The sequence below is a fragment of the Variovorax sp. VRV01 genome, from assembly GCF_014852545.1.
In the GTDB taxonomy this organism is placed as follows: Bacteria; Pseudomonadota; Gammaproteobacteria; order Burkholderiales; family Burkholderiaceae_C; genus Variovorax; species Variovorax beijingensis_A.
In genome coordinates this window covers 273,921-289,080 of record NZ_JACVBS010000007.1, presented here as the reverse complement: position 1 = coordinate 289,080, position 15,160 = coordinate 273,921, and the positions used below count along the sequence as shown (strand labels likewise).

Here is a 15,160-nt window from a genome sequence, read left to right as displayed (position 1 = left end):
GCTGTACAAAACAACAGTATAGCGAGGCCGCGCCTGCCCCGCGACCCACGCGCGAGAAAAGTGGTATCGGGGCCTTCTCCGACAGCTGGTGCACCGAAATTCGGCAAAACTTCAAAGGTTTTGCTTACAAATATTTGATGGAATGAAGATGCCGACCGCGATCGATCCCGACGACTTCGACCGCCTGCTGAGCCGCAACCTGAAATGGCCGCTGCTTGGCGGGCTGGTCGGTGCGCTGGTGTTCGTCAGCTTGATCGTGTTCCTGTTGGTAACCATCAGCCGGGTCGAGCAAACCGACCAGGTGACGCGCAGTGCCAGCGAACTGCAGGCCCGCAGCATCGACATGGAAACCGGCCTGCGCGGTTTCCTGATCACCGGCGAGGAAAGCTTTCTCGAGCCCTACCAGAGCGCGCTGCCCCGGATCAAGAGCGACACCGCCGCGCTGCGCGAACTGGTGCTGGACAACCGGCAGCAGGCCGAGCGGGTCGAGCGCATCGCGGCGCTGCAGGAGGCCTGGAACGGGTTCGCGGAAGACCTGATCGCCCTGCGCCGCGCCGGCGGCAACTACCAGCAAGGGGTGCGCCAAGGCCGGGGCAAGCAGCTGCGTGCCGACATGCGCACCGAGTTCACCGCCTTCATGGACACCCAGGCGGGCCTGCGCTTCCAGCGCAACGAAGAGGTCAACCGCACGGCCTGGCTGGTGGTGGCCGTGTTCCTGCTCTTCACGCTGGTGTTCACCGGCATGGTGGCCTACTTCGGCCGCCGGCAGCTGATGCGGCTGTCGGGCAGCTACGACGCGGTGCTGCGCGACCAGGCCGCCCACGCCGAACAGCTGGCGCAGCAGGCGTGGCTGCGCAGCGCGCAGACCGAGCTGGTCGGAGAGCTCGTGGGCGAGCTGAACGCCAACGACCTCGGCCGCAAGGTCCTGGCCTTTTTCTCGCGGCACCTGGGCAGCGCGGTCGGCGCGCTGTACGTGCGCGAGCGGCAGGGCACGCTGCGCCGCGCGGCGAGCTACGGCTTCTCGATGGAAGCCGAGGCTTCGCCGCAGGTGTTCTCGCCGACCCAGAGCCTGGTCGGCCAGGCGGCCGCGGAACGGCGCCGCATGCTGGTGGAGCCGATCCAGGCCGACTACCTGAAGGTCAACTCGGGCCTGGGCGAGATGGCGCCCACGGCGGTGCTGCTGGTGCCGGTGTCGAGCGACGGCGTGGTGAACGGCGTGGTCGAACTCGGCCTGCCGGCCGTGCCCGATGCGCGCACCAACGAGCTGCTCGACCTGGTGGCCGAGGACATCGGCGACTCCCTCGCGGCGGCGCGCTACCGCGAGCAGCTGCAGGACGCGCTGGCCGAAACGCAGCAGCTGAACGAGGAACTGCAGGTGCAGCAGGAAGAGCTGCGCACCGCCAACGAAGAACTCGAGGAGCAGTCGCGTGCGCTGCGGGCTTCGCAGGCCATGCTGGAGAACCAGCAGGCCGAACTGGAACAGACCAACAGCCAGCTCTCCGAGCGCACCGAGGCGCTCGACCAGCGCAATGCGGCCCTGCGCCGCGTGCAGCGCGACCTGGAAGACCGCGCCGACGAACTGCAGCGCGCCAGCCGCTACAAATCGGAGTTCCTGGCCAACATGTCGCACGAGCTGCGCACGCCGCTCAACAGCGCGCTCATCCTGGCCAAGCTGCTCGCCGACAACCCGCAGGGCAACCTGAGCCCCGAGCAGGTGAAGTTCGCGGAATCGATCTACTCGTCGGGCAACGACCTGCTGGTGCTGATCAACGACATCCTCGACATCTCCAAGGTCGAGGCGGGCAAGCTCGAAGTGGTTGTCGAAGAGGTGGCGCTCGGCAAGCTCGCGCAGAGCCTGGAGAGCACCTTCAGGCCGCTGGCCGCCGAGAAGCAGCTGGCCTTCCGCCTGGAGATGCGGCCCGGCTCGCCCGCCACGCTGGCCACCGACCGCCACCGCGTCGAGCAGATCCTGAAGAACCTGCTCTCCAATGCGATCAAGTTCACCAACAGCGGCGAGGTGGCGCTCACGGTTTCCGCGGCTGCGAACGGCGGCGCGGTCTTCGCGGTGAGCGATTCGGGCATCGGCATTGCGCCCGAGCAGCAGGAGCTGATCTTCGAAGCCTTCCAGCAAGCCGACGGCACCACCAGCCGACGCTACGGCGGCACCGGCCTGGGACTTTCGATCTCGCGCGACCTCACGCGCCTTCTGGGCGGCACGCTCACGCTGCAAAGCCGGCCCGGCCAGGGCAGCACCTTCACGCTGCAGCTGCCGGCTGCCGCGCCGCAGGTCTCGCCACAGGCCCCGCAACAATCAGCTCGGCCCCCTGCTCCGGCGCCCGCCAGCTCCGCAGCGGCGCGCACGCCCTTCCCTGCCGCGCACCCTACGCCCGCCGCACCATCGCTGCCCGTTGCCGTGCCGCCGCCCTCCTTTGCCGACGACCGCACGCTGCCGCCCGACCAGGTGCGCCGGGTGCTCGTGATCGAGGACGAGCCGCAGTTCGCGCACATCCTCTACGACCTGGCGCACGAACTCGGCTACCGCTGCCTGGTGGCCCATGGCGCGGCCGACGGCTTCGAGCTGGCGCACCAGTTCTTGCCCGATGCCATCCTGCTCGACATGCGCCTTCCGGACAGCACCGGGCTCGGCCTGCTGCAGCGCCTGAAGGATTCGCCGCAGACGCGCCACATTCCGATCCACGTGGTCTCGGCCGCCGACGACGCGCAGGCCGCCGCCCTGCACATGGGCGCCATCGGCTATGCGCAGAAGCCCGCCACGCGTGCCGAGCTGATGCAGGTGTTCGCCCGGCTCGAGGAAAAGCTCGCGCAGAAGGTCAAGGCCGTGCTGCTGGTCGAGGATGATGCGCTGCAGCGCGAAAGCGTGATCCGGCTGATCGGCGACGAAGACATCGAGATCGCCGCCGTGGGCTCCGGCGAAGAGGCGCTCGAACTGCTGCGCAGGCGCGTCTTCGACTGCATGATCACCGACCTGCACCTGCCCGACATGCAGGGCAGCGAGCTGCTCAAGCGCATGGCGTCGGAAGAGATCGTCTCGTTCCCGCCCGTGATCGTCTACACCGGGCGCAACCTCACGCGCGACGAGGAAGCCGAGCTGCAGCGCTATTCGCGCTCCATCATCATCAAGGGCGCACGCTCGCCGGAACGCCTGCTGGACGAGGTCACGCTGTTCCTGCACAAGGTCGAGGCCGAACTGTCCAGCGAGCGCCAGGGCATGCTGAAGGCGGCGCGCGGGCGCGACCGCATCTTCGAGGGCCGCACCATCCTGCTGGTGGACGACGACGTGCGCAACCTCTTTGCGCTCACGAGCGCGCTGGAGCAGCGCGGCGCGGCGGTCGAGATCGGCCGCAACGGCCGCGAGGCGCTCGAAAAGCTCGACCAGGCGCGCGAGATCGACCTGGTGCTGATGGACGTGATGATGCCGGAAATGGACGGCCTGGAGGCCACGCGCCGGCTGCGCGCGGACCCGCGCTTCGAGAAGCTGCCCGTGATCGCCATCACCGCCAAGGCCATGAAGGACGACCGCGAGCAGTGCCTGGCCGCGGGCGCCAGCGACTACCTGGCCAAGCCTGTGGATTTGGAGCGCCTGGTCTCGCTTCTGCGCGTGTGGATGCCCAAAATGGAGCGGCTGTGAACCCCAATGCCGCTGCCCTGTCCCTGACCTCCGCGTTGAGCAACACGGAGATCGAGCTGCGGCTGCTGATGGAAGCCATCTACCTGCGCTACAGCTACGACTTCCGCAACTACACCGTGGCTTCGCAGAAGCGCCGCGTGCTGCACGCGCTGGCACAGCTCGGGCTGCCGAGCATTTCGGCGTTGCAGGAGAAGGTGCTGCGCGATCCGCTGCTGTTCGGCCGGCTGCTCGAGTACTTGACGATTCCCGTGAGCGAGATGTTCCGCGATCCGGCCTACTTTCTCGCGCTGCGCCGGCACGTGGTGCCGATCCTGCACACCTATGCATCCCTCAAGGTGTGGGTGGCGGGCTGCAGCACCGGCGAGGAAGTCTTTTCGCTGGCCATCCTGCTGCGCGAGGAAGGCCTGCTCTCCCGCACCCAGATCTACGCCACCGACATCAACCCCGCCTCGCTCGAGAAGGCACGGCAGGGCATCTTCCCGATCGAATCGATCCGCGGCTACACGGCCAACTACCAGCGCGCCGGCGGCCGCAGTTCTTTTTCCGACTACTACACTGCGGCCTACGACGCCGCGCGCTTCGACCCCGCGCTGTGCGCCGACGTCATCTTTGCCGACCACAGCCTGGCCACCGACAGTGTCTTTGCCGAAACGCAGCTCGTGTCGTGCCGCAACGTGCTCATCTATTTCAACCGCGAGCTGCAGGACCGGGCGCTCGGCCTGTTCCACGAGTCGCTCTGCCACCGCGGCTTCCTGGGCCTGGGCGCGAAGGAGAGCATCGACTTCTCGAGCTATGCCGATCGCTTCGACGTCCATTCGCAGCCAGAGCGCATCTACCGAAAGGCCACATGAAGCCGAATGCTCGCCAAATCCCTGCGCGGCGCGTCGAAGCCGTGGTGGTCGGCGCGTCTGCGGGCGGCATCGAGGCGCTGCTGGCGCTCCTGCACGGCATTCCGCCGCCGTGGCGGCTTCCGGTGGTGGTCGTCCTGCACCTGCCCGAAGGCCACCAGAGCCACCTGGCCGAGATCTTTGCCGAGCGGCTGCACATGCCGGTGCACGAGGCGGCCGACAAGATGCCGATCGCGCCCGACAGCCTGTATTTCGCGCCGCCCGGCTATCACCTGTCGATCGAGCGCGATCGATGCTTTTCGCTCAGCTGCGAGCCGCCCGTGCACTTTTCGCGGCCGTCGATCGACGTGCTGATGGCCTCGGCCGCCGATGCCTACGGTCCCGCGCTGGCCGGTTTCCTGCTCACGGGCGCGAACGACGACGGCGCCGAAGGCCTCTTGCGCATTCACATGGGCGGCGGCATCACCGCCGTCCAGGACCCGGAGGAAGCCCAGATTCCCACCATGCCCCGGGCCGCCATTGCCCTGCATCGTCCCGACCACGTGCTTGCCCTGCGCGAGCTTCGCACATTGCTGCTGCAACTGGAGTCCGCCCATGCCCATCATTGACGTCGAAAGCAAGCTGCTGATCGTCGATGACCTGCCCGAGAACCTTCTTGCGCTCGAGGCCCTGATCCGGGGCCCGGGGCGCGCCGTGTACCGCGCGGCATCGGCCGAGGAGGCGCTTGCGCTGCTCTTGGACCACGAGTTCGCGTTGGCCATCCTCGACGTGCAGATGCCCGGCATGAACGGCTTCGAGCTGGCCGAGCTGATGCGCGGCACGGAGCGCACGCGGCACATCCCGATCATCTTCGTGACGGCGGCGGGCCGCGATTCGAACTACGCCTTCCAGGGCTATGAAAGCGGCGCGGTCGACTTCCTCTACAAGCCGCTCGATCCGCATGCCGTCACCGGCAAGGTCAACGTGTTCGTCGACCTGTACCGCCACCGCAAGGCGCTGCGGCACGAAATGAATGCGCTCGCGGTGGCCAACCAGAAGCAGGAAGAGCTGGTCCAGCAGCTGCGCCACACGCAGCACGAACTCGAACGCGCGGTGCGCATGCGAGACGACTTCATGTCGATGGTCTCGCACGAGCTGCGCACGCCGCTCAACACCCTGTACCTCGAAACGCAGTTGCGCCAGGTCCAGGTGTCCAGGGGCAAGCTGGAGTCCTTTTCCGCGGATCGCCTTCCCGCCATGATCGAGCGCGACCAGCGGCAGATCCGCAACATGGTGCGGCTGATCGACGACATGCTCGACGTCACGCGCATGCGAAGGGACGCGCTGTCGATCCAGCCCAAGCCGGTCGACCTTGTCGCGCTCGCGCGGGCCGTGGTGGAAGGCCTCAGGCAGCAGGCCGAAGCCGCGGGCTCGGTCATCGCGCTGGAAGCACCGCGCGAGCTGCGCGGCGTGTGGGACGAGTTCCGCATCGAGCAGGTGCTGACCAACCTGCTGACCAATGCACTGCGCTACGGCGGCGGCAAGCCCGTGGAGATGATGCTGTGGGAGCGGGACGGCGCCGCGCACATCACCGTGCGCGACCAGGGCATCGGCATTGCGCCCGAAGACCAGCAGCGCATCTTCGAGCAGTTCGAACGCACCGACGACAGCCGCAAGCATGCGCCCGGCCTTGGGCTCGGGCTCTACATCACGCGCAAGATCGTGGGCCTGCACGGCGGGCGCATCGAGGTGGAGAGCCGGCCCGGCGAAGGTGCGGTGTTCCATGTCGAGCTGCCGCTGCAGGCCGCCGCGAAGACTGCGACGCAAGTGCGGGCGTAGGCGCCCTCCTACTGCGCGGAAGGCGATTGGCCGGGATACTGGGTGGATACAAATTGCTTGAAAGCCACCTCCCAGTGAACGTGCTGATCGTCGACGACAACGAAGCCGCGGCAGACCTGCTGCAGGAACTGCTGACGCTGCAGGACCATACCGCCCGCTGCACCTACACGGCGCAACAGGCCATGGATGCGGCGGCCGAGGAGCGCTTCGACGCGGCGCTCATCGACCTCACGCTGCCCGACTTTCCCGGCACCGAGGTGGCGCGGCGGCTGCGTTCGGCCGCAGCGGACCGTGGCCCTCGGCTGCTCGTCGCCATTTCGGGCTTTTCGGAGGAAGAGGCGGCCGGCGCCGCGGCGCGGAACCTGTTCGACCACCACCTTCAGAAGCCCATCGACATGGGCGAACTCTCCGCCATCCTGTCCGCGCCGCGCCGCGCTGAGCGAGGCACCTAGCCGTTCAGTCCCGGTCTTCGTAATCCCGGTCGTTGTCCCATTCGTCGCCGTTCGGCGGGCGATACGGGTAGCCCGGCCCGTAGTAGATCCGTCCGGGCGGCGGCGCATAGACGGGTGCCGGCCGGTAGTACACGGGCGGCGGCGGACGGTAGTAGACCGGCGGGGCCGGCGCGTAGTAGATCGGCGCCGGATAGTAGGCAGGCGGCGGCACGTAGTACGGCGCCGGATAGCCACCCGCCCCGATCTGCACCGACCAGCTGCCGCGCGCGCTGGCCGCGCCCGCGGCGAGCAGCGCACTGGCCGCCATCGCGCCAAGGGCCACCCATTTGAAGACAGAAGAACGCTTGTTTTTGACTTTCACTGCAGCTCCCTTGAAAAGGCGCTGACGGCCAGCACCCATGGTGGTTGCAACGCCCGACGCACTCTGCGAGTGCACCTGCCGCCTCGCCGGACCGTTGCCAAACGTCACTGCGCGGCCGATGCCGCTCAGCTCGTGATCTCGCGGCGCGAAAGCTGCACTTCGGCGCCGGCGGTATTGAACGCAATCGTCGGTGCGGTGAAATCGCTCAGCGGCGCGCCCAGGCCGATTTCGCCGCGCCCGTGCAGCACGCATTCCTCGCGCCTGAGCGCCACTTCCTGGCTCGGCCCGCCGTTGCCGTGAAACCGGACCCAGGTGCCGTAGGTGCTCAGGTCGGTCAGCACGCAGCTGCCATGCCGCAGCTCGATGCGTGCATGCAGCCTGGAGACGCGCGGATCATTGACCACGAACTGCGCATCGCTCACGCGCCCGAGGTGGATCGGCAGTTCTTCGGTGCGGAAGGTGGACCGCACATCGAGCCACGCCAGCTCGATCTGTCCCAGCGAAGAATCGGGCAGCCGCAGCGGCGTCAGCGCGGCCGGCAGCGTGAGGAACGAAGTCATTTCCTCCTGCCAGTCGATGCGGTGGACGGCCGACATCTCGCTGCGCCCGCGAATGGTGATGAGCCCCAGGTCGCGATGCCGAACGCCGGTTTCGCCCAACTGCGCGATCGCCGCATCGGTGGCCCAGATCTGCCCGGGCCCCGCCAGGTCGCTCAGGCGCGACGCCAGGTTGACGGCATCGCCGAAGCAGTCGCCCTCGACCTCGACCACCTCGCCGCTTGCAACGCCGATCTGCAGCGCCATGCGCAGCGGCACGGGCCAGGTCATGAGGCGCTTCTGGTGATGGCGCTGCAGTTCGATCACTGCCTGCATGGCGGTGGCCGCGTTCGAAAAAATGGCGAACACGCCATCGCCGAGCGACTTCACGACCCTGCCGCCGTGTGCCTGGCAGACGCCGCCGATCCATTGGGTCAGCCGCGTCACCGTGTCGGTGGCGCGTGCATTTCCCATGGCTTCGAAAACCCTGGAGCTTCCGGTCAGGTCTGCGAATACGACTGTGGAATTGACGTCCATGCTGTGACAGCGGCTTGTTTATATTACTTTTGTACTCAAACCCTTATGGCAGCTTTAAGTGCAACGTAAAGTGTGTTGTTTACAAACAAGAAACAGTGTTTCAGAACTTGTGATTCGCGCGCCCGAGGCTTAAGGTAGCGACCGTCCTGGCTCCCGGCAATACGCCTTTAGTCCACATGCTGCCTCTTCGTCGTTTTTTCCGCCTCCTCGGAATTCCCGGTATCGGGTCTCCCCGGGTGGGAGAGAACCAGCTGGGACGCATACGGGCCGCCATGCTGTCGGTGCTGCAGGCGCATGGCGAGCACTCGGTCCAGCGCGTGGCGCAGCGCGTGCGCTTTGCATCCGATGTGGAAGCGCTCTGGTACCTGCGGCAGGACGTGATGGTTGCGCTGAGCGCCATCGACGGCGAAGCCGCAGCCCGCCGCCAGATGAAAGCCATCAACAGCATGTTCAAGGGCGGCCTGCCCGGCTCGATGGGCCCGCGCGCCCATCAGCGCTTCACCCACTGAAGGATACCGCGGCAGCTCGCGTTCAATGCGCATGGCCGTGGTCGTGGCCGTGGCCGTGGCCGCCATGCCGGTGGCCCCACACCATGAAGACGTCGCGTCCTTCGGCCGCCAGCTCGACCTTCGCGCCCACGGGCAGCAGCACCTTGGTCGGCACGTGCCCGAAAGGCAGGCCCGTGAGCACGGGCACCTTGAGCGTGGCTCGCAGCCGGTCGACCACCGCTTCGAACCCGAAGCCGCGGTCGTAGCCCGGCACCTTGCGCATGCCCGTGAACTGGCCGAAGACGATGGCGCGCTGCCTGGCCAGCACGCCGGCCATACGCAGCTGGTCGAGCATGCGCTCGATGCGGTAGGGATGCTCGTTGACGTCCTCGATGAAAAGCACGCCCTTCTCCACTGCGGGGAAATAAGGTGTTCCGAGCAGGCTCGCGAGCACGCACAGGTTGCCGCCCCACAAGGTGGCGTCGTGCACGGGCTTCAGCTTCAGGCCGGCATCGCGCACCGGCATGCGCCAGCCGGTGCCTTCGCCCTGCCCGCTTGCCAGGTCGCCGAAGCAGGCTTCCATGATGTCGTCCGCGCCGCCTTCGGCACCGAAGTCTTCGCCGACGGCGGGGCCGGCCCAGGTCACGGCGCCGGTCTTGGCGAAGAGTGCGCACTGCAGCGCGGTGAAGTCGCTGAGGCCGACGAATTCGGTGCCGCGCCCGATCGCCTTGGCCACGGCCTTGTAGGGAATCGCGTCGAGGATGCGCGTGAGTCCGTAGCCGCCGCGTGCGATCAGTGCAATGTCGGCGCTGCTTGCGGCAGCGCGGCTGATGGCGGCGAGGCGCGTGGCGTCGTCGCCCGCAAAGCGCTGGTGCACGGCCAGCGCGGCTTCGTCGATTTCGACCTCGTAGCCCAGCGCCTTGAGTCTTGCCACGCCGCGCCGGAAGGCGGCCTTGTCGCGAATCGCGCTGGAGGGGGAATAGATGTAGATGTGTTTGCTCACGGCGTCGAGTATCCCATTGCGTTGCGCACCTCCTGGGCGAGCAGCGCAGCCTGCTGCGCATTCGGGCCGGACGAGGACGCCATGGGGCCGAGCGCGCGCAGCGCGGCCTGGTAGCCGCGGTCGGGGAACGGCGTGCGCCATGCATCGCCCACCGGCTCGCCGCCTTCGGGCGCGAGCAGCACGGCTGCAAACAGGCCGCCCCTTCCGGCCTGCAGCCGTGTGGCCAGGCCGGTGGCCGCGGCGCTGTGCACCAGCACCATCGGCGGCGGCTGCAGGCGGTCGAGCCATTCGTTCAGGACCTGGCAGTGCCATTCGATGCGGTGCGCCGCTTCGCGCTTGGGCTTGTCGCTCTTGCCGAAGCCGATCAGGTCGGGCACCAGTGTGCGCAGCCCGGGCGCCCCGACGAGGTGGCGAAAGAAGTAGCCCCATTCGCCCGGACCATGAAGGCACAGGCAGGCGGCGGCCGAACCGTCCTGCGGTCCCTCGTCGAGGTAGTGCATGCGCCAGCCCTGCAGGCTGGGCAGGTCATGGATGTAGCGCGGCTCGAAGGCGTAGCCGGCGAGCGCACCGAAACGCTCGGGCGGCGTGCGCAACGCGTCGTCGCGCAGGGGCTCCGCCAGCTCGCGCGCCGCATCGCGGCGCTGCTGGAAGAAGCCTTGCAGCAGCGCGCTGCACTCCGCGGCCAGCACGCCGCCCTGCACCTGCGTGCGGTGGTTCAGCCGGGGTTCGGCAAACAGATCGAGCACCGAGCCGGCCGCGCCGGTCTTGGGGTCGGCCGCACCGAACACCACGCGCGCGAGCCGCGCATGCAGCATGGCACCTGCGCACATCGCGCAGGGCTCGAGCGTGACGAACAGCTCGCAGCCGTCGAGCCGGTAGTTGCCGAGCGCGGCGGCGCCGGCGCGCAGCGCGTTGATCTCGGCATGGGCGCTCGGGTCGTGCTGCGCGACCGGCGTGTTGCGCCCGGTGGCGACGAGCTGCCCGTTCCTGACCAGCACCGCGCCGACCGGCACCTCGCCCGCCTCGGCCGCAAGGCGCGCCTCGGCCAGCGCGAGCGCCATCCAGTGCGCATCGCCCATGGGCTTGGAAGCGGACTCAGTTGTCATCCGGCATCTTGCGCGCCTGCGCCGCGGCGTCGAGCGCTTCCTTGACCTGCTTTTGCACCTGCTGGGCCTGCGTGCGCGCATCGGCGGGCGCCTCGCCGGCCGCGGGCGCGGCAACGCTGGTGAGCTGCTTCTTCGCCACCACCCCGGCGATCACGAGCGCCAGCAGCAGGCCGGCCAGTCCGAACATGCGCATCTCAGCTTCCTTCCGCCACGGGCGCTTCGGCCGTCATGCCCAGGCGCTCCATCCACACGGCCAGCGCCTTCTCGTCGGGCGTGCCGGCGCTGTAGACGGCATGCATGGCGGCGTGCGATTCGCGCCGGTGCTGGTTCAGCTTGACCTTGCATTGCAGTGCGCTCACGCGCAGCTCGAATCCGACGATGCCGGCCAGCATCTTGAGCTGGAACTCCTCGCCCAGGTCGCGCCATTGCTGCGCATAGCCGGGCTCGTGCTCGCCGATGAGCTTCTTGAGCAGCGCGTCCTTGGCCGCGGGCTCCTCGATCAGCCGGGCCTGGACGGTGCAATGCACCACCAGGTAGTTCCAGGTCGGCACGCGCGCGAGGTCCGGATAGACCGAGGGCGACAGGTAGGCATGCGGACCGAGAAAGGTGGCCACCGCCTGCGGCCGCGCCTGCAGATGGCGCCAGTGCGGATTGGGCTTGGCGCAGTGGCCCAGCAGCACCAGCTGGCCACCCTCCTGCTGCTCGGCCACCAGCGGCAGGTGGGTGACGTAGGGCAGGCCTTCGTCGTCGGTCGAGATCAGGCTGGCGAAGGGATGTGCGCGCATCAGCTCCAGCGCGATGGCCGGGTCCTTGGCGTTGAATTGCGGCGGCATGTACATGGGGCAATTTCCTCGTGGTGAGGCTCGATTGTCCCCGAGCCGTCCTATCGTGCGCGCGGCGTTTCCAGCAGCTTCACCATGGCCGTGTAGCCGCGGGCCCGGGCCAGCTGGAGCGGCGTGTTGCCTTGCCGGTCCGCCAGCGAGAGGTTGGCGCCCGCATCGATCAGCGCGGCCAGCGTGCGTTGGTGGCGCGGGCCGCCGTCGCCGAGCACGATCGATTCGATCACTGCCGTCCAGTGCAGGTTGTTGACATGGTCGAGCGGCGCGCCGGCCGCGATCAGCTGGCGCACCACTTCGTCATGGCCCAGGTGCGCGGCGGCAATGAGCGCGGTGCCGTCGTAGCGGCTCGTCACCTGTCCAGCCTTTGCGCCGAGCGACAGCAGCAGCGCGAGCGTCGCGGCGTCGTCGGCCACCGCGGCGATGGTGACGGCGTCGTAGCGGTCGTCGTCGAGCAGGTCGAGGTTTGCGCCGGCCTTGGCAAGCAGCTTCACCGCCTCGCGCTGCCGGGCATGCGTGGCAACGTGCAGGGGCGTGCGGCCCCGCGCGTCGCGCGTGTCGAGATTGGCGCCGGACGCGATCAGGCCCTTGAGCCTGGGCAGGTCGCCCTGCCAGGCCACGCGGTGCAGCCCTTCATAGGCCAGCAGCTCGGCCGCCTGTGGCGGCACCTGGGCCGACGCACCAGCCGATGCGCCCAACCCAAGCGCGACTGCCAGCAGCCCGGACCAGATGCCATGCTTCATCATCAGCCCAGCTGGCCCTTGACCTTCTCGATGGCGGCGTTGGCGCACTGGTCGTCCAGGTGGCCGCCCGGCGCACCGCCGACGCCCACGGCGCCGATCACTTCGTTGCCCGACTTCACCGGCACGCCGCCGCCCAGCAGCAGGAAGCCCGGCAGGTACGCCAGGTTGGCGGCGCCCGGATTCTTCTGCGCACCTTCCATCATGGCCTGCGTCGCGCTCTTGGCCGATGCCGAGGTCCATGCCTTGCGCTCGCTCGACGCCAGCGTGTGCGGGCCGGCGTTGTCAGCGCGCTGCATGGCGCGCACGGTGCCGGCGCGGTCGACCACGGTGGCGGCCACGTTGTAGCCGTTGGCGGCGCAGGCGGCCACGGCTTCGGCCGCGATCTGGTTGGCCAGCGCGAGCGAGATGTTCTTTTCGGTGCGCACCGCGGGTGCTGGCGCCTGGGCCTGGACGGCCGATGCAGCGAGCAGGATGGCGAGGGCGCCGAAGCGAAGGTTGGGACGCATTTTTCGTTTTCTCCAGTGAATGCAGGGTGAATGGCGCCGGCCGTTTGCCGGCGGCTGCGCCACTGTAGAAAACACTGCCCGCCGCAGCCATTCGTACGGCTACGCCCGGGGCTCCGTAGTTCTACGGAGCGCCCACGTTCAGCCTTCGCCGGCCGCCAGCACCGCGTAGCGCCGGATCAGCTGCGCGAGCGAATCGCAGTCGAGCTTGGCGAACAGGTTGGCGCGGTGCGTCTCGACCGTGCGCGGCGACAGCGCAAGCGTGCGCGCAATCTCCTTGTTGGTCAGGCCCTGCACGATGAAGGCAAGCACCTCGCGCTCGCGCTCCGACAGCTGCGCCACGCGCTCGCGCGCTGCGTTGTCGGCCTGCGAGCGTTCGCGCGAACGCACATGCTGGCGCACCGCCTGCTGCAGGGCTTCGAGCAGTTGCTCGTCGTCCACCGGTTTCTCCAGGAACTCGGCCGCGCCGGCCTTGAAGGCGCGGCGGCACATCTCGACCGTGCCGTGGCCCGTGAGCATGATCACCGGCTGGTCGACGCCCTGCGCCATGAGCCGGTCGAGCACCGTGAGGCCGCTGATGCCGGGCATGCGCACGTCGAGCACGATGGCGCCGACGCTCGCGCGGTCGAAGCCGTCGATGAAGGCCTGCGGATCGGCCCAGCCCTGCACCCGCAGGCCGACCGTGCCGATCAAGAGCGACAGGCTGTCGCGCACCGCCTGGTCGTCGTCGATGAGATGGATCAGCGGCGATTGCGGCTGGTGGATGGCCGAGGTGTTGTTCATGCCATGCGCTCCGTGGATGCTGCCACCAGCGGCAGCAGCAGCGTGAAGCGTGCGCCGCGCGGCGCCGCGTTGGCCGCGGACAGGCTGCCGCCCATGCCGCTCGCCAGCGTTTCGCTGAGGCTCAGGCCAAGGCCCAGGCCGCCTTCGCGAGTGCTGAAGAAGGGCTCGAAGAGGCGCGGCATGGCTTCGGGCGCGATGCCGCGTCCGTTGTCGGTCACGGTCAGCACGCCCTCCTGGCCGTTGCGACCGACAGAAACGGAAAGGCGGCGTTCGGACGCAGGCACCAGGTCGAGCGCCTGCAAGGCGTTCATCAGCAGGTTGTGCACGATCTGCTCGAGCGCCACCGCTTCGGCCTGCACGCGCACCGGCGCCTGCGCGGTGGCGTCGAACTGCGCCGCAACGCCGCGCTGCGCGAACTCGGGCGCCAGCAGGTGCATGGCGCTGCGTACCACCTCCTGCAGCACCAGTGGCTTCACGTCGCCGCCGGCTTCGGGGCGTTCGATGACGCGGCGCAGTCGCCCGACCACGCCGGCCGCGCGGCGCGCCTGCTCCACGGCTTGCCCCATGGCATTGCGCGCCGTGGCCAGGTCGGGCGGATCGTCGTCGAGCAGCCGCCGTGCGGCCTGCGCATTGGCCAGCACGGCCGTGAGCGGCTGGTTCAGCTCGTGTGCCAGCCCCGCCGAAAGCTCGCCCAGGGCATTGAGCCGCGCCACCTGGCCGAGCCGCAGCAGCTCCTCGGCCCGGCGGCGCGCGATGCGCTGGCGCTGCGCGGTCCACAGGCCGGCCAGCAGCAGCGCCGTCGCCACGCCCCAGCCGCCGATGCTGCGCCATGGCAGCTCGGCCCAGCCCACGTGGCGCTCGGCCACCACGTCGAAAGGCTGGCTCGGCGAGGCCAGGGGTTTGGTGAGGGCAAAGCGCCAGCCGCCCGCGTCCGCTTGCGCCGCGCGCCCCGGCTGCAGCTCGAACTGCTGCGCGCCGCGCTGCAGGCTCACGCGCACCGGGCTTCGCTTCGGGTCCATCGGCCAGTCGCGCCACGGCACCGAGCCGGCGAGGTCGATCTCGAGGGCGTAGCTGGCGGGCGTGGCGCCCATCACGAGCTGGTAGCGGCCCTGCGCGAGGTCCAGCTCCGCCAGCTCGGCGCGGCGCTCGCTGCGTGAACGCGCTTCCGCAGCCGCCAATGCGGCGGCCTGCTTCTCGTCGGGCCAGGCCTGGTCGCGTTCGCGCCGCTGCACGCGCAGGATCGACGGATAGACCGATGGCAGGCGCTGCTCCGGGCGGTCAGCGCCGTCGCCGGGTTCGAGCAGCGCGAGCGTGGCCAGCACCGCGTCGTACTGCACCACCTGCTGGCTCAGGAGCCGGTGCGCGATGCGCGCGTCGGTCTCGAAATCCTGCTGCAGCTGCGCGAGCTCGGTGCGCGCGAGCCACACCGCGCCCACGGCCGTGAGGGCCAGCCATGCCAGCCACCAGCCACCCTGCGTGCGCAACCACTGTTTCATG

16 protein-coding genes are annotated in these 15,160 nt (G+C 68.8%); 6 read left to right on the top strand and 10 right to left on the bottom strand.

The annotated features are described in order from the left end of the window. Window positions 1-142 precede the first annotated feature (142 nt). The 5 genes from IB278_RS15240 (at window position 143) to IB278_RS15220 (ending at window position 6,767) form a co-directional block, all read left to right on the top strand. Window positions 143-3,649, top strand: a complete 3,507-nt coding sequence (locus IB278_RS15240) for a response regulator (protein WP_145747361.1) — start codon at window positions 143-145, stop codon at window positions 3,647-3,649. Then, on the top strand, window positions 3,646-4,500 hold the full coding sequence (locus tag IB278_RS15235) for a CheR family methyltransferase (protein WP_307698535.1): 855 nt from the start codon (window positions 3,646-3,648) through the stop codon (window positions 4,498-4,500). The genes IB278_RS15240 and IB278_RS15235 overlap by 4 nt, the downstream gene beginning before the upstream one ends. Beyond that, entirely contained in the window at window positions 4,497-5,105 is a 609-nt protein-coding gene (locus tag IB278_RS15230) for a chemotaxis protein CheB (protein WP_192323856.1), read from the top strand. The genes IB278_RS15235 and IB278_RS15230 overlap by 4 nt, the downstream gene beginning before the upstream one ends. After that, window positions 5,092-6,315 carry a hybrid sensor histidine kinase/response regulator gene (locus IB278_RS15225; protein WP_192323854.1) on the top strand — a complete coding sequence of 408 codons (1,224 nt, stop codon included), beginning with the start codon at window positions 5,092-5,094 and terminating at the stop codon, window positions 6,313-6,315. The genes IB278_RS15230 and IB278_RS15225 overlap by 14 nt, the downstream gene beginning before the upstream one ends. Before the next feature lie 74 nt (window positions 6,316-6,389). Further along, window positions 6,390-6,767, top strand: a complete 378-nt coding sequence (locus IB278_RS15220) for a response regulator (protein ID WP_261380457.1) — start codon at window positions 6,390-6,392, stop codon at window positions 6,765-6,767. Between the two features lie 4 nt (window positions 6,768-6,771). On the opposite strand, the gene IB278_RS15215 is transcribed toward IB278_RS15220, so the two are convergent. Continuing rightward, on the bottom strand, window positions 6,772-7,128 hold the full coding sequence (locus IB278_RS15215; RefSeq protein WP_145747366.1) for a hypothetical protein: 357 nt from the start codon (window positions 7,126-7,128) through the stop codon (window positions 6,772-6,774). Between the two features lie 125 nt (window positions 7,129-7,253). Next, entirely contained in the window at window positions 7,254-8,201 is a 948-nt protein-coding gene (locus IB278_RS15210; RefSeq protein ID WP_192323852.1) for an adenylate/guanylate cyclase domain-containing protein, read from the bottom strand. A 236-nt stretch (window positions 8,202-8,437) separates the two neighbouring features. On the opposite strand from IB278_RS15210, the gene IB278_RS15205 reads away from it, so the two are divergent. After that, window positions 8,438-8,710 (top strand): hypothetical protein, encoded by a 273-nt coding sequence (locus tag IB278_RS15205; RefSeq protein ID WP_261380458.1) that lies wholly within the window; start codon window positions 8,438-8,440, stop codon window positions 8,708-8,710. 22 nt (window positions 8,711-8,732) lie between these two features. Here IB278_RS15205 and IB278_RS15200 read toward each other — a convergent pair whose 3' ends face one another. From IB278_RS15200 to IB278_RS15165, 8 genes are all read right to left on the bottom strand, one after another. Then, on the bottom strand, window positions 8,733-9,692 hold the full coding sequence (locus tag IB278_RS15200) for an LD-carboxypeptidase (protein WP_192323850.1): 960 nt from the start codon (window positions 9,690-9,692) through the stop codon (window positions 8,733-8,735). Continuing rightward, entirely contained in the window at window positions 9,689-10,798 is a 1,110-nt protein-coding gene (tadA, locus tag IB278_RS15195; RefSeq protein ID WP_192323848.1) for a tRNA adenosine(34) deaminase TadA, read from the bottom strand. Before tadA ends, IB278_RS15200 begins: the two co-directional genes overlap by 4 nt. Continuing rightward, window positions 10,788-10,991, bottom strand: coding sequence for a hypothetical protein (locus tag IB278_RS15190; protein WP_145747371.1), 204 nt, complete (start codon window positions 10,989-10,991; stop codon window positions 10,788-10,790). Before IB278_RS15190 ends, tadA begins: the two co-directional genes overlap by 11 nt. A 1-nt stretch (window position 10,992) precedes the next feature. Next, window positions 10,993-11,637 carry an FMN-binding negative transcriptional regulator gene (locus tag IB278_RS15185; RefSeq protein WP_192323846.1) on the bottom strand — a complete coding sequence of 215 codons (645 nt, stop codon included), beginning with the start codon at window positions 11,635-11,637 and terminating at the stop codon, window positions 10,993-10,995. A 44-nt stretch (window positions 11,638-11,681) separates the two neighbouring features. Further along, entirely contained in the window at window positions 11,682-12,380 is a 699-nt protein-coding gene (locus tag IB278_RS15180; RefSeq protein ID WP_145747373.1) for an ankyrin repeat domain-containing protein, read from the bottom strand. Further along, window positions 12,380-12,883 (bottom strand): GlcG/HbpS family heme-binding protein, encoded by a 504-nt coding sequence (locus IB278_RS15175; RefSeq protein WP_145747374.1) that lies wholly within the window; start codon window positions 12,881-12,883, stop codon window positions 12,380-12,382. Before IB278_RS15175 ends, IB278_RS15180 begins: the two co-directional genes overlap by 1 nt. Window positions 12,884-13,021: 138 nt before the next feature. Continuing rightward, window positions 13,022-13,663 carry a response regulator transcription factor gene (locus IB278_RS15170; protein ID WP_192323844.1) on the bottom strand — a complete coding sequence of 214 codons (642 nt, stop codon included), beginning with the start codon at window positions 13,661-13,663 and terminating at the stop codon, window positions 13,022-13,024. Beyond that, window positions 13,660-15,159, bottom strand: a complete 1,500-nt coding sequence (locus IB278_RS15165) for a sensor histidine kinase (protein ID WP_192323842.1) — start codon at window positions 15,157-15,159, stop codon at window positions 13,660-13,662. Before IB278_RS15165 ends, IB278_RS15170 begins: the two co-directional genes overlap by 4 nt. Window position 15,160: the final 1 nt, after the last annotated feature.

Excerpts from the sequence above, each read along its gene's own strand:
- IB278_RS15170 (WP_192323844.1), bottom strand. The coding sequence starts at position 13,663 with ATGAACAACACCTCGGCCATCCACCAGCCGCAATCGCCGCTGATCCAT.
- IB278_RS15185 (WP_192323846.1), bottom strand. The coding sequence starts at position 11,637 with ATGTACATGCCGCCGCAATTCAACGCCAAGGACCCGGCCATCGCGCTG.
- IB278_RS15230 (WP_192323856.1), top strand. The coding sequence starts at position 4,497 with ATGAAGCCGAATGCTCGCCAAATCCCTGCGCGGCGCGTCGAAGCCGTG.
- tadA (WP_192323848.1), bottom strand. The coding sequence starts at position 10,798 with ATGACAACTGAGTCCGCTTCCAAGCCCATGGGCGATGCGCACTGGATG.
- IB278_RS15240 (WP_145747361.1), top strand. The coding sequence starts at position 143 with ATGAAGATGCCGACCGCGATCGATCCCGACGACTTCGACCGCCTGCTG.
- IB278_RS15165 (WP_192323842.1), bottom strand. The coding sequence starts at position 15,159 with ATGAAACAGTGGTTGCGCACGCAGGGTGGCTGGTGGCTGGCATGGCTG.
- IB278_RS15210 (WP_192323852.1), bottom strand. The coding sequence starts at position 8,201 with ATGGACGTCAATTCCACAGTCGTATTCGCAGACCTGACCGGAAGCTCC.
- IB278_RS15190 (WP_145747371.1), bottom strand. The coding sequence starts at position 10,991 with ATGCGCATGTTCGGACTGGCCGGCCTGCTGCTGGCGCTCGTGATCGCC.
- IB278_RS15225 (WP_192323854.1), top strand. The coding sequence starts at position 5,092 with ATGCCCATCATTGACGTCGAAAGCAAGCTGCTGATCGTCGATGACCTG.
- IB278_RS15175 (WP_145747374.1), bottom strand. The coding sequence starts at position 12,883 with ATGCGTCCCAACCTTCGCTTCGGCGCCCTCGCCATCCTGCTCGCTGCA.
- IB278_RS15180 (WP_145747373.1), bottom strand. The coding sequence starts at position 12,380 with ATGATGAAGCATGGCATCTGGTCCGGGCTGCTGGCAGTCGCGCTTGGG.